At 60.4% G+C, this 15,885-nt stretch carries 1 protein-coding gene; it reads left to right on the top strand.

Features of this window, described 5'->3' with window-relative positions:
• Positions 1 to 318 precede the first annotated feature (318 nt).
• Positions 319 to 15,873 carry an Ig-like domain-containing protein gene (locus ACZ3HG_RS06925; protein ID WP_465332438.1) on the top strand — a complete coding sequence of 5,185 codons (15,555 nt, stop codon included), beginning with the start codon at positions 319 to 321 and terminating at the stop codon, positions 15,871 to 15,873.
• The last annotated feature ends 12 nt before the right edge of the window (positions 15,874 to 15,885 follow it).

The following is a 15,885-nucleotide window of genomic DNA, read 5'->3' as shown; positions in this document are numbered from 1 at the left end:
CGTTTTTTGACAACGGCGTAAAATTTGTACTAAGAAGTGAAATAAAAATCCTTTATCTTATCGATTAATTTTAATCAGGTAACACATTCAATTTATTAATTATATCTGTGTGAGGAATTAAACAAAAAAATTGCAGTTCAGGCTGTTTTTAGTCTTTTTTAGCGGGGAGATGCTCTCCCTGACTGTGCATCAGGTGAAAAGTAGCGCCCATCCCGGCGTGAAAAAAATTTATTTAACGTGGCTAAAAGTGAAGTTTTTTTTCACTTTCAGTGCGTTGAATTTTTAATCCTGTTATCTGGTGTACATGAGGTTACTAAAATGGCACAGCTCAATGATGGCCGCGTAGACATTCTCTCACGCGACGACGGAACACTCCTCTCCCAGGCCAGCGCGGGCTCGTCTAAATCCGTTCTTCTCAGCCAACCCAGCATCGTGAAAATCAATGGCACGCGTGACATGGTGGCTGAATTCGAACGCCAGGGTAATGACCTCATTCTGCACATGAAAGATGGCACCACCGTGCGCTATCAGCAGTTCTTCTTCGATGATGTCGATGGCGATCACAGCGAGCTGGTGTTTGACGACGGGGAAAATCCCCCGGAACATGCACTGTTCCCGCTCACCAGTGAGGTGGCCGATGCTCAGACTGCGATGGTTCTAACCCCGCAGTACGAATCACTGGGCAGTATTGAACCCCTGCTGCTGGCTGATACCGGTGCCGGCAATGGCGTGATCACCGCAGCCGGTCTCGGCGCGCTCGGGCTGGTGGGCTTAGGCGCAGCTGCCTTAGGCGGCGGCGGTGGCGGCGGTGGCGGCGATGATGATAACAACAACGGCGGAGGCACCAACCCTCCGGCGGCCACGCCGACCCTGACCATCGGTACCTTTGCCGGAAACAACGTGTTAAGCGCGGGCGAAAAAGACACCAGCCAGTTGTTGAGTGGTACCACCACCAACGTGCAGGCCGGGCAGATTGTGACCATCGTACTGAACGGCGTCACCTACACCGCCACCGTGCAGGCGAACGGCAGCTGGAGCGTGTCTGTGCCGTCCAGTGCCTTGCTGGCCCTGGCGAATGGCTCGACCACCATCACGGCCAGCGTTGCCAACAGCGCCGGACAGACGGCCACCGACAGCCAGGCCATCACCGTTGAACCGACCCAGACCGCGAACGAGCCGCAGATTGTGATTGGCACCTTTGCCGGGGATAACGTCCTGAGCGCTGGCGAAAAAGACAGCAGCCAGTCGCTAAGCGGCACCACCACCAACGTACAGGCCGGGCAGATCGTGACCGTCGTGCTGAACGGGGTTACCTATACCGCCACCGTGCAGGCGAACGGCAGCTGGAGTGTCTCAGTGCCGTCCAGTGCCCTGCTGGCGCTGGCAAATGGTGCCACGACCATTACGGCCAGCGTTGCCAACAGCGCCGGGCAGACGGCCACCGACAGCCAGACCATCACCGTTGAACCGAACCAGACCGCAAACCAGCCACAGATCGCCATTGGCGCTTTTGCTGGCAATGACGTGCTGGACGGCGCGGAAAAACTGGTGACGCAGACCGTGAGCGGGACCACCCTCAACGTTCAGCAGGGGCAGACGGTTACCGTCACCCTGAACGGGAAAACCTACACCACGGTTGTCGGCGCGGATGGCAAATGGAGCGTACCGGTGCCCGCTGCCGATCTCGCAGCACTGGCCACCGGTAACGCCTCGCTTTCTGCCAGCGTCAGTAATACCAGCGGCGTTTCCGCCAGCGCTGCGCACGACTTTAGCGTACAGGCCAGCACCACGCCTGCCGTCAGTATCACTTCACCGATCAGCGGTGATGGCTATCTCAATGCCGACGAAGCCCAGACCACGTTGACCCTCAGCGGGACCGCCAGCGGCGTCGCCCCGGGAACCCAGGTCTCCGTCACGCTGGGCGGACAAAGCTACACCGCGACCACTCAGGCAAACGGCAGCTGGTCCGTTCAGGTTCCTTCAGCCGATCTGCTGCAGCTCCCTCAGGGATCGAACCTGATCGTGGCCACTATCACACTGCCCAATGGCAGTACGCTGACCAACAGTACGACCGTCACCGTAGACGTGATCACCACGCTGCCCAGCCCGGCCATCGATCTGCCGTTCGGTGATGGCGTACTGAGCGGCCAGGAAGCGGGACAGCCGCAGACAATCACCGGGAATACCGGCGTCATCGGGGCGGGTCAGACCGTTTCTGTGGTGTTCAACGGCAACACTTACACCGGTACGGTCAGTAACAACGGCACCTGGAGTGTCACTCTTCCGGCGGGTGCCGTCGCCGGCCAGATAGATGCTACCCTGCCGATGGTGGTGAACGTCACCGACCCGGCGGGGAATACCGGCAGCACCACCCTGCAGGTCAGGGTGGACAGCGCTCCACCGCTGGTGAGCAATATCCAGTTTGATACCACGCTGAATGCGGCGGATATCAGTCAGCCACTGACGGTGACGGGGATCAGTGCGGGTGGGCAGTCGGTGACGATTACTCTGGAGGGGAAAACTTATACCACTACGGTGAATCCCGATGGCAGCTGGAGCGTGAATATACCGTCCTCAGCACTGCAACTGTTGGGCCAGGGTGGGCATAACCTGGTGGTCACTTCCACCGACCAGTATGGCAACGTCTCGACCGGCATCGGTAATAATCTGAACGTCGATACCCAGCCTCCTGCCGTGACGCTGGCCGCCGTCACCGGGGATAACTATGTCTCGGTCAATGAGTTAGGCAATCTGAGCATCAGCGGGACAGCAGAATCGGGCAGCATTATCCGCGTCTTTATTGGCGATCGCGAACTGAGTCTGACCGCCACTGCCAATGGCAGTAATGGCTGGACCATTGTCCTGTCAGATGCGGATAAAGCGGCGCTGGCCGACGGCAGCTATCCGATCAGAGTGGTGGCGACGGATGCGGCAGGCAATGAGGGAACGGCATTGGGTAATGTCGTTCTGGCCGTTGAGCCGGGCAGCCAGCCTTCCCTTACGATCAATCCGTTTGCGGGCGACGGTATCCTGCAAAACGGTGAGCTGCTGGTGGCCCAGGAGCTGAGTGGTTCGGTGCTGAACATTGCCCCGGGGCAGATTGTGACCGTCGTCTTTAATGGCAAAACTTACGATAATATCGTGGTTCAGCCCGGTGGGATCTGGCATGTCAGCATCCCGGCCAGTGAATTTACTGGCCTGGCGAACGGGGCAACCCTCAATTACAGCGCTTCGGTGACGGATCCCCGGGGTGGGACCATCACTCAGCCAGGTAGCGTCAGCGTGGTTCGCGATCCGCTGGTACCCGCACTGGGTATTGCTCCGGTCAGCGATGATAACTGGATCAATGCGGCGGAAGCGAAACTGCCGGTCACCCTCAGCGGTAGCAGCCAGAATCTGGCTGAGGGCACCGAGTTAACCGTCACTTTTAACAACAAAATCTACAGCGCCACGGTGGATGCCAACGGTAACTGGAGCACGACCATCCCGCCAGCCGATCTGCTGGGCGTGGCCAACGGTACCTATGCCATCGTGGTCACCGACCCGGGGAATACCAGCGTGACCGCCACGCTGAATATCGGTGTTCAGGCCAACTTCCCGGATAATGTCACCGTGAATGCCGCCTTTGGTGGCGACAACGTGCTGAATCTGACCGAGTCGGGTACGCCGCAAACCCTCAGCGGCAATACCGGACTGACGCTGCCGGACCAGCTAGTGACCGTTCAGCTTAATGGCAAGACCTATACGGCGACGGTCAATACCGCCACCGGGGCGTGGAGCGTCAACCTGTCGCCAGAGGATCTCAGCAACCTGCCGCAGGGAGGCAATAACCTGGTGGTGGTGGTGCGCGATGCCGCCGGTAACCAGGTCACCCACACTGCCAGCGTCAGCGTGGACACCCTGAGCCCCGAGCTGTCTGTCGGCCCGGTGGCCGGTGATGGCATTGTCAACCGCGCGGAGCAGGGCCAGCCGCTGCCCGTCACCGGTACGGCGGAGGCCAACAGCACCATCACCGTGGTGCTGAACGGCGTGACTTACCAGACCACCGCGAACGGTAACGGCAGCTGGAACCTGAATATTGCGCCTTCAGCACTGCAAACGCTGGCTGACGGCCAGTACGATATCCGTGTGACCGCCCGCGACAGCAGCGGCAACGAAACCACCACGCTGATACCGGTGACCATTGATACGGCCTCACCGACCGTCACCGTGGCTCCAGTTTCGGGCGACGGATATCTCAACGCGCTGGAGCACGCGGCTGCGCTGGCGATTACCGGTACGACCGAGCCGGGGGCTGCGGTGGTGGTTAGCGTGAACAACGTCAACTACACCGCGACGGTGGATCCTCAGGGTAACTGGACGGTCACGTTGCCTGCCAACGTGGTCTCTGGCCTGGCGGACGGGAGCTATACCGTCAGCGTGACGGCCACCGATGCCATCGGTAACACTGGCAGCAGCAGCCAGCCGCTAACGGTAATTGCCGGCAGTGGCTCTCTGCCGCAGATCGCCGTCGGGGCGTTTGCCGGTGACAATATTCTCGATGGGGCGGAAAAGGGCCTGTCCCAGCTGATGACCGGGACGACCAGCAATGTGCAGGCCGGGCAGGTGGTCACCGTCACGCTGAACGGCAGTCAGTACACCGGTCTGGTTCAGGGCGATGGCAGCTGGAGCGTTCTGGTTCCGGCGGCAGCACTGATTAACCTCGCCAACGGTACTGATAATTACACCGTCAGCGTCAGCGATGTTGCCGGAAACCCGGCCAGCAGTAACGGCAGCTTTACCGTGGATAACAGTTTCAGCGCCATCGCCATTGGGGTGATCAGCGATGACAATACCCTGAACGCTTCAGAGGCTCTGTTACCGCTGTCGATCCACGGTTTCAGCCGTTTTGTCACCTTTGGCAGTACGGTGACGGTCTCTTTCCGTGGCAAGTCTTACGTGACCACCACCAACAGCGATGGCAGCTGGGCGGTGAATATCCCGGCAGCAGATTTAGTTGGACTGCTGAACGGCAATCAGCCAGTGACGGCCAGTACCGTGGATGTCAATGGCAACACCATCACCGTGGTACAGGCCCTGAACAGTGAGGTCAATCCGGGCTTCCAGCCAGTGATCGATCCGCTGTTTGGTGATGGCTATCTTAATGCTGCTGAAGCGGGCAGTGTGCAGATCATCAGCGGCTCATCAGGCGTCGCGGGCGCAGGTCAGACGGTCAGGGTGGTCATTGGTGGCATTACTTACACCGGCACTGTCGACGCGCAGGGTAACTGGAACGTTTCTGTCCCTTCTGCCGCGTTGCAAAGCCTGCCACAGGGTGAGAATCCCCTGTCGGTGACGCTCGGAGATACTGCGGGCAACAGCGTGAAAGTCGATACCCTCTTTGAGGTGGACACCCGGGCTCCGGTGGTGTCACTGGACGCGGTCGCCACGGATAACCGTATCAACCTGGCTGAACAGAATGAGGTACAGATTATCGGTGGCTCCGGTGACGTGGGCGACCGCATCACCGTTACGCTCAATGGTCAAACCTATCTAACCATTGTGGACGGTACGGGTAACTGGCAGATTGAGCTGCCGGTCAGTGCACTGAAAGCACTGCCTGCCGGCAGTAGCAATATTCAGGTTACCAGCACCGACGATGCCGGCAACACCAGCACCGTTATTCGCACCGTTGAGGTGGACATAACGCCGCCGCCGGTCAGCGTCAACCCGGTATCGGGGGGGTATATCAATGCCGCCGAAGCGGGGCAGCCACTGACCATCACCGGTAGCGGTGAAGCGGGCGATCTGATCCGGGTTGAACTCGGGAATATCAGCGTTACCGTCGTGGTCGGCAGCAATGGCCAGTGGTCAGCGCTGATCCCGGGCACGGCGCTGTCCGGCGTGGCCGACGGCAGCTACAGCCTGACGGTCACGGCTACCGATCCGGCAGGCAACACCACCACCACCAGCACCCCGCTGGCGATAGATACCGGCGTACCGTCGATCTTCGTCAACAACGTCACGGCAAATAATGTGCTGGATGGCGCAGAACAGCAGGTCGATCAGCTGATCAGCGGCACGGCGTCCAACGTGGAAGCCGGACAGACGCTGACGCTGGTTCTGACCGGCAACGGGGGCAGCTTCAGCACCACCACGACCATTCAGTCCGGCGGTGCCTGGCAGGCCAGCCTGCCAGCCAGCGTGCTGGAAGGGCTGGCGAACGGCACTTATACGCTGACCGCCACCGTGACGGATAAAGCGGGGAATACCGGGACGACGGACAAGGTGTTCAGCGTTAATGATGCGGAGGTGGCCATCGCGGTCAGTCCGATCAGTGAAGATGGCTACCTCAACTTTACCGAATCTCAGGCGGCAGGTGGGCTGGATGTTACGCTTACCACCTCGAACGTGCCGGCAGGCAGTCGGGTCACTTTTGAGCTGAACAACATTACCTATAATGGCGTGCAGCAGCCTGACGGTTCCTGGACTGTCAATATTCCGCGCAGCGACGTGATCCAGCTGACGAATGGCACGCTGACCGGCACCGCGACCGTGCTTGATCCCGATGATGCCGTCCTCGCCACCAGCGAGGCTCCGCTGATCGTTCGCGTCTCCGACCTGCCGCAGCCGATCCTGGATACACCGGTCTTTGGTGATGGCACGCTGGACAATGCAGAAGCGGCGGGTTCGCAGATCCTGCAGGGTACCACCGGGGTATCCGGTAACGGCCAGACGGTAGAAGTGAACATTGGCGGTACAATTTTTAATGCCACCGTTAACAGCTCCGGCGTGTGGAGCCTGACGTTAACCTCCGCCGATCTTCAGGCGCTTCCTGCGGGCACGCAACCCATCATCGTGACGGCGACGGACGCGGCGGGCAATACCGCATCGACAGCGCCAGCCCCGGTGAATATCGCCACAGTTCTGCCTGAGCTGACGCTGGAAACCATCGCCGGGGACGGCATCATTAACGCCACCGAACAGACCCAGCCGCTGGATATCAGCGGCACCACGACGGCGGGGAATACCGTGGTGGTCACGCTGGACGGTAAAACCTATAACGCCGTGGTTGACGCCAACGGCAACTGGACCGCCACTATCCCGGCCGGGGATCTGGCCCTGCTGGATGATGGAGGCTATGACGTCACCGTCACCGTCACCGATCCGGCAGGCAACAAAACGGTCGATACCGAGCTGGTTCAGGTTAACACTGCGGCACCGGTCTATACACTGGATCCGCTGGCCGGAGACGGCATCATTGATAGCGCAGAAGCGGCACAACCGCTGAAAATCAGCGGGACAGGGACAGTAGGCGATACCGTCAGTGTGACCCTGGGCGGTGAGACGCTGACCACGACGGTAGGCAACGACGGCAAGTGGTCGGTCACCGCGCCGGTCAGCACCCTCAATAATCTCGATGAGGGAACCAATCCGGTCACCGTCGTGGTCACCAGTCCGGCAGGTAACAGCGTGACGCAAAACGCGACGGTGGCGCTGGATACCACGATCGTCAATCCACTGCTGGTCAACCCGGTGACGGGCGATGATGTAGTCAATGCTTCTGAAGCGGATGCGGGGATCACCATTACCGGCAGCGTGCCGGAAGGGACGACCAGCGTCGTGGTCACCTTTAACAATCAGTCTTACACCGCAACGGTGGGCAGCGACGGTCTGTGGAGTGCGGCTATTCCGGCGGGCGCGTTTACCGGCCTGGCCGATAACGGCTACACCCTGACCGTAGTCGCCACACCGCAGGGAGGCAGCAGTGTGACGGTCAACCGGCCGATCGTGCTGGATACCACGCCGTCTCAGCCAACCATCAATATCCCGTTTGGCGATGGTTACCTTAATCTGGCAGAAGCCAGTGCCGCCGGTGGACAGACCCTGAGCGGGACAACCGGGGCGGCCGGGGCCGGGCAGATAGTGACGGTCACCGTCAGCGGGCAGGATTACACTGTCACCGCCGACGGCAACGGTAACTGGACGCTGCCTCTCAGCAGCGCGACGCTGCTCAACCTGGGCCAGGGCGAGCTGCAAATCGAGGTGAAGGTCACGGACGCCAGTGGCAATGTGGGCACCGTGACCTCCACTGCAGAAGTGGATCGCACGCCGCCAGCGCTGGTACTTAACCCGGTGGCCACCGACAACGTCATTAATGCGACAGAAATTCTGCAGACGGTCACCGTGAGCGGCAGCACCACGCCGGATCAGGCGGGTCAGCAGGTCAGTGTGACCTTTAACGGTAATCAGCCTGCCTATCTGGCCACGGTGCAGGAAGACGGCACCTGGCGCTTAGACCTGCCGGGTAACGCCACGCAGAACCTGGCCGACGGCAGTTACGTCGTTACCGCCACCCTCACGGACAAAGCCGGTAACCCGTCACAGCCGCTGACGGAAACCGTCGAGGTACGCGCTGCCGCTGGCGATCTGCCGACGATCTCCATCGGTGTCGTATCGGCTGATGACTATATTAATGCCAGTGAGCTGGGCCAGCCGCTCAATCTGAGTGGCACGACCACCAATGTCGCCAATGGCCAGGTTGTTACGATTACCTTAAACGGACAGACCTATGAGGCCGTAGTACAGAACGGGGCGTGGAGTTACGCCGTACCGGCCCTGGCGGTGGGCAATATTGCCGATGGTGCGCAGCAGGTCAGCGTGACGGTGAAAGACCGCTATGACAATGTGGCCGATGACAGCCGTGACTTTACGGTGATTGCGCGGGGTGCCGATCTGCCCACCATCACCATCAATCCAGTCACCAGTGATGACATGATTGATTACAACGAGTCACGTGACCCTGCCGGTGTCACCATCACCGGCAGCAGTCAGAATATCCCTGCCGGTGGGACGATTACCGTCACTGTTAATAATACGCCTTACACCGCAACCGTTGACGCGGATGGAAACTGGACGGCAACTATTCCACAGAGTGCTGCGCAGGCATTGCCGCAGAACAACAATACCGTCACTGCTACCGGCAACGATGTGGCAGGGAACGTAGCGACAGCCAGTGATAACTTCACGGTTCACACGCAGCCACCGCTGCTGGTCATTGATGCCAATCTGGCGACGGACGGTATTCTCAGCCTGGCGGATGCCCTGACCGGCCTGCTGCTGGGGGGGACTACCGGGCCGAATCTTAACGTTGAGATCACTATTGGTAGCAAAGTCTACAGCGTGCTGGCCGATGGCCTGGGTAACTGGAGTACCACCATCCCCAGCGCCGATCTGCTGGCGCTGGCTAACGGTGAGCTGGATATCGGTGTCTCCGTTAAGGATGCTTACGGCAATACCACCAGCGAGGTTATTGAGGCGACGGTCGATGTGCAGGCTACCCTGCTGACGGTGGATACGCCGTTTGCTGACGGCCTGCTGAACGGCGCGGAGGCGACGGTGGCACAGGTGATTAGCGGGACGGTAGCGAACCTTCCGGCTGGCGCAAGCCTGGTGGTCAGCGTCGGTACGCTGACCAATATTCCGGCGGTGCTGGATGGTCAGGGGGGCTGGACGGTGACGCTCCCGGCGGGAGCGCTGGTGGGACAGGGCAACGGTATCATCCAGGTCAGCGTCTCCACCGTGGATGCGGTGAACCCGGTCAGCGTCTCGGTCGATGCCGAGCTGGTGCTGACCACGACACTTAATCCGGTGATTGATCAGCCGTTTGGCGATGGCCTGCTGAACGTGGCCGAAGCTGCGCTGACGCAGACGCTGACCGGTACGACAGGCGCGACGGGCGCAGGACAGACGATTGTACTGACCATCAACGGAACGCCTTACGCTGCCACCGTCGATGCTAACGGAGTCTGGACGGCCACATTAACGCCACAGCAGTTGCTCAACCTGGGCAACAGTCCTGACCACGAAATTGTGATTGTGGTCCGGGATGCGGCGGGTAACGTAGCAGATGCCTCCCTGGAGTTCGGTGCAATTGTCACCGGCCTGCCGACGGTTACCCTCGGTGGATTGCCGCTGGCGGGTGACGGCATTCTGACGCTGAATGAAGTGGCTGGCGGCATTACGCTGGGGGGCAGTGTGACCTACAGCGGTGATGTGGCAGGTACCCGGGTGATTGTTAACGTCAACGGTACACCGATTGAAGCCATCATTACCGGCAATACCTGGAGCCTGGAGTTGCCCGCAGGCACACTGACCACGCTGCCGGACGGAAACTGGCCGGTGTCCGTCACGGTGACGGATGGTGCCGGTAACGTCGGAGCGCCTGTAACGACCTCGCTCACGGTGGCGATTAACGATGTGCCAGACCCTGTCATTAATACCCCGTTTGTTGACGGCTTGCTGAGCCTTGCTGAGGCCACGGCGGGTCAGGTGCTGCGCGGATCGACCGGTATTACCGGCACCGGGCAGAAAGTGACGGTCAGTATTGACGGCGGCACGCCGGTGAATGCGACGGTCAATGTGGACGGAAGCTGGTCACTGAATCTTGACCCGGCGACGCTGACCGGGCTGGCGAATACCACCCATACGATTAGCGTCGTTGCAACGGATAGCTACGGTAACAGTGTACCGGTCAGCGGTAGCTTCGATGCCATACTGAACCTGCCGGATCCGACCATTGTGAACCCGTTTGGCCCGGGCCTCGGCATCAGCGAAGCGGCGGGAGCGGTGATCATCACTGGTACCACCGGTATTCCGGTCGTGGCCGGTCAGGATCAGACCGTCACGCTGAAGGTGGATATCAACGGGGTGGTCTACGACGGCGTGGTGGATGCCAGTGGAACATGGACGGTCACGCTGCCGCAGGGCGCGTTAAGTGGTCTGAGCAATGGGGCACACCAGATTACCGTGACGGTGATTGATGCTGCCGGCAACCCGGCGACGGAAACGCTGGACTTCAATGCCTATCTGACGCTGCCGCAGCCCACGCTGGCCGTGCCGTTTGATAATGGCTATCTCAATGAAGATACGCTGGCCGGAGCCGTGCTGACCGGGACAACGGGGGCGGTTGGCGCAGGACAGAGTGTCAGCGTCTCCTTTGGCGGTCTGGCGGGGTTGCCTGCCGTGGTGAATAACGACGGAACCTGGTCGCTGACCTTAACCGCCGGTGAGATGGCGGATATTCGTGGGCTGGGAGAAAGTCAGCAGAATGTGGTGATCACCGTCACCGACCCGGGGGGGAACACCAATACCCTGACGGAAGGCTTTATTATCGATACGCTGCCCCCGGCGATCACTGCGCTCTCCTTTGCCGGCGACAACATCCTGGATTACGTGGAAAGTCTGAATACGCAGACGCTGACCGGGACATCGGGTGTGAATGACGCGGGTGCCACGGTCACGCTGACCATCGGTACGCGTACCCTGACCGGAGTGGTGGGCGCGGATGGCAAGTGGACGATTAACGTGGGGGCTGAGGCTCTGACCGAACTGATCGCCGTTAACGGAAGCTACAGCGTGGCCATCACCGACGCGGCGGGTAACACTACCACCCTGAACGACACGGTAGCGTTAAATATCAATCCAACCCAGGATGCCTTTATCACCCTGGTGCCGGTTAACGGGGACAATATCGTCAATGCCCTCGACCCGGTCACCACTACGCTGTCCGGGGCACTGAATAACGTGCCTCTGACGGTGTCTGGTGTGATCTCCATTACAGTGGGGGGCGTAGAGGTCGCCACCATCCCGGTTGATGCGCTGCGTGCGAACAATAACTTCAGCAGCGAGCCGCTGGCAAACGCGCTGCTTGGAACGGGTTCGCAAACCGTGGTCGTCACCTTTACCCCGGATAACGGGACCAGCGTTTCCGCCACCAGCACCCTGCTGATCGATGTTGTGCCGCCGACGGTAGCGATTACGCAGTTTGCCGGGGATAACACCCTGACCGCCGCAGAAGCGGCGGTGTCGCAGACCATCACCGGTACGGCATCGGATATCGGCAGTACGGTTTCCGTTACGCTGGGCAGCAAAACTTACACCGCTGTGGTGCAGGCGGGCGGCACCTGGACGGTGAACGTACCTTCGGCTGACCTGCAGGCGCTGAGCCAGGGGGGAGGCACCATTACGGCCAGCGTGAAAGACGCCGCAGGTAACACAGGCGATGCAACACGGCTGGTCGTCATTGATACGGTAGCACCGCTGCTGGATGTGGATGCTCTGCTGGGCAATAACGTTCTCAACTCGGTCCAGGCGGTACTGACGCAAACGCTGACCGGGAAGGTGGAGGGGGCCGACGGACAGACGATTTCTGTCTATCTGGGCAACAGCGGCACGCCGCTGGCGCAGGGAACCGTCCTGAACGGGGCCTTCAGCCTTGCCCTGACGCCGACGGCACTGGCCGATCTGCTGCAGGGCGGTAATCTGCTTACGGTGAGAGTCCAGGATGAAAACGGTAACCAGACCAGCGCTTCGATCACCGTCAACAAGGTGTTCAACAGCCTGCTGGCTCTGAACGTGGATACGGTGTTTGGGGAAACCGGCCTGTCCGGTTATCTGGGGGCCGCCGAGGCGGGGCTTGACCAGCTGATCACCGGGACCGCCGTGTCGGCTATCGGCGGCTTAGTGTCACTGACGCTGGGTAACGGTGAGATCGTCACCGCCACGGTTGGCCAGGGCGGTCGCTGGACGCTGGTGGTACCGACCGATGCGCTGGCGGCATTAGGGGACGGGACGGTACCGCTGGACCTGGTACTGACGGATGTAGTGGGTAACGTGGCTAACGCAACGGCGTCGGTCACCAACATCATCAATAACCTTCCGGTTGTCGGTACGCTGACCAACCTGTTCGGCACGGATAACCTGATTAACGTGCTGGAAGCTCAGGCCGGGCAGACCATCGGCGGGACGCTGAATGCAGTGGCGGGATCGACCGTTACCGTGACGCTGGGAGCGAAAGCCTACACCACAACCGTTCAGGCGGGGGGCGCATGGAGCGTGAATCTCTCACCTCTCGATCTGCTGGCGTTGGGCACCGGCAATCTCTCGCTGGGGGTCAAAGTGGTGGATCCGGCGGGGAATACCGCCAGCAATTCAGTCACTGTCGGTGTGTTTAACAAGCAGCCTGAAATCACGCTGAACACCATCTTCGGTGATGGCGTGCTGAATCTTGCTGATATCACCAATTTTGCCAGCCAGCTGATTACCGGTACGGTGAAAAACGTCGCGGCAGGATCCATCGTGACGGTGAATCTGGGCGGCCTGGTGGATGTTCAGGCCACGGTCGATGCCAGCGGTAAGTTCAGTACCAGCCTGTCGCTGGGACAGCTGCAGCTGCTGACAGGCAATGCGCTGACCGTTTCTGCACAGGTGACGGATATTGCCGGCAACACGGCGACAGCCACAGGCGGGTTGCAGTTAAGCCTGACGCCGCCATCGCTGACCCTCAACCAGACGCAGCTGTTTGGTGATGGCCTGCTGAATGCGGCCGATGCGCTGACGACTCAGCTGATCAGCGGGGTGACCAGCGGAGGAGCCCGCGTGGTGGTCACGGTAGGGAACAGTACCACGCCGCTGGTTGCGGCCACGGCGGACGCGAACGGCGTCTTCAGTCTCGGGTTGACGCCGTCCATGCTGGCCAGCCTGGGTGACGGCAGCCTGTCGCTGAAGGTGACCGTGACTGATACGGCGGGCAACAGCACCAGCAATGCACTGAATGCCATTGTCGGCATCCACTCGCTGCCATCAGTGACGATCAATCCGCTGTTTGGTGACGGTATTTTGAGTGTTTCAGAAGCGCTCTCCTCACTGGGGCAACTGCTCAGTGGTCGCGTGAATAACGTGGCGGCGGGTACCCGGGTCGATATCAAGCTCGGCGCACTCTCGCTGGAAGCGGTCACCGATGCCAGCGGTAACTTCAGCGTGGCGCTCAGTTCCCTGCAACTGCTGTCACTGGCAACGGGTAACCTGACGGTGTCTGCCACCGTCACTGATGTGGTCGGTAATACGGCGAACAGCAGCCTGGGTGTCACCATCGGGGTGACCACGCAGCCAACGCTCACCGTGAACACGCTGTTCGGTGACGGCATACTGAGCGCATCTGAGCTGGCGGTAGCGCAGACCATCAGCGGGACCACCACCAATGCCGTGGCGGGGTCGACGGTCACCTTCAGCATCAACGGTAAATCCTACAGCACCACCGTCGGCAGCAGCGGCAGCTGGAGCGTCAGCGTTCCGAAAGCCGACCTCAGTGCGTTGCCAAACGGTCCGCTGACTGTAAATGCCACGCTGGCGGATCCGTACGGCAACACCGCCACGGGCAGCAGCACCGCGTCGGTCATTGCGCAGACACCGCCATCGATCAGTATCGGTACCCTGTTTGGTGATGGTGGTCTGAATGCGGTAGAAGCCCTGACCGCCCAGACCATATCCGGCACGGCCACCAATGCGGAAGGGTCGACCATCTCGGTGCACGTGGGTGCGGCCACCTTAACGGCTATCGTGGCGGCCAACGGCACCTGGAGCGTATCGGTACCGTCTTCGGCTCTGCTGGCGCTGGCGGATGCCACGCAGTCCATCACGGCGGAACTGACTAACGGCGCGGGCAAGTCGGCCAGCGGATCGGCATCGGTGATTGTTGGCACGCACAGTACGCCTACCGTCACTCTGGGCACCACCGCTGGCTTTAGCGATGGCTACCTCAACCTGGCAGAATCGGGTACGGCGCAGACCATTACCGGTACCTCCACCAATGCCGCTGGCGGTACGGTCAGGGTGGTGATTGAAGGCAACGTCTACAGCGCCGCCGTCGGCAGCAATGGGAGCTGGAGTGTGACGGTACCACCTGCCGGGCTGTCCGGCCTGAGCGACGGCGTTCATTCGGCGGCCATTTCGGTTACCGACCGGGCGGGTAACGTCGCCAATACCAGCGCCAGCTTTACCAGCGTCACACAGAACCTGCCGGTCATCGGGGTCGACCCGGTTGCCAGCCTGTTGAGTGTGTTGCTGACCGGCCTGACGATTTCGGGCGGTACCCTGCGGCTGGCCACCGGAACAACGGTGAATATCACGTTGACTCAGAGTGGGCAGTCGCAGTCAATGACGGCGACGGTGGGCTCTAACGGGCGCTACAGTGCCAAGTTCGTCGGTGGACTGCTGAGTTCGCTGAACCTGAGTTCGGTGGTGACCGTCACGGCGGTGGATACCGCAGGTAACCCGGCCTCGACGGTGACCACACTGCTGCTGGGTTCTCTGATCCCGCTGGCCAGTACCTCGGCAGTCATGATGGCCGCCGCATCTGACGATTCTCTGGCCGTGGTGTCAAACCATACGTCTTCAGCCACTACAGAGGAGAGCAGTGCGGCCACGACCGTGCATACGGCGGCGAAAGTGGCGTCAACGCTGGTGACCGATAGTGATACCAGCAGTACCGACAGTGCCAGCACCAGCGCAGCGGCCTCCACGGCGGCGGTGGCTGAGACGGCGGCGGCGGTGGACGACGGCAGCTACACCATCGGTGGGGTATCCATTCTGCTGGCCGACGGTCAGACGCTGCACGGTGAATCCGTCACCGGCAGTGAAGGCAGCGACACGATCAGTGCGACTACGCTGGACTTCACGCACATCGACGGGGGTGCCGGTATTGATACGCTGGTGTTAAACGGCGAGCATATGACGCTGGATCTCACCGCGCTCGGGCTGAAAATCGAGAACGTGGAGATTATTGACCTGGGCCTTTCGGGCAGTAACAGCATCAAGCTGGATCTGAACGAAGCGCTGAACATCACCGATAAGCCGACCGATGACCTGTTTATCAAAGGGACGCTGGGTGATCAGGTGACGCTGGCCAATACCGAGGGTGGCGTCTGGGCCACCACCGGACAACGCACGGTCGAAGGGCAGACCTTTGACGTTTACCACAACTCGGCGCTGTCGTCGGACAACACGCTTGGTGATGTTCTGATCCAGCACAATCTGCAGGTCCATGTCGTATAAAGAAAAAATAAC

This window comes from Erwinia sp. PME.40.26/001, from assembly GCF_055556675.1.
Note: the sequence above shows the minus strand (reverse complement) of the source record. Positions and strands in the feature narration are given on the sequence as shown.

Excerpts from the sequence above, each read along its gene's own strand:
- ACZ3HG_RS06925 (WP_465332438.1), top strand. The coding sequence starts at position 319 with ATGGCACAGCTCAATGATGGCCGCGTAGACATTCTCTCACGCGACGAC.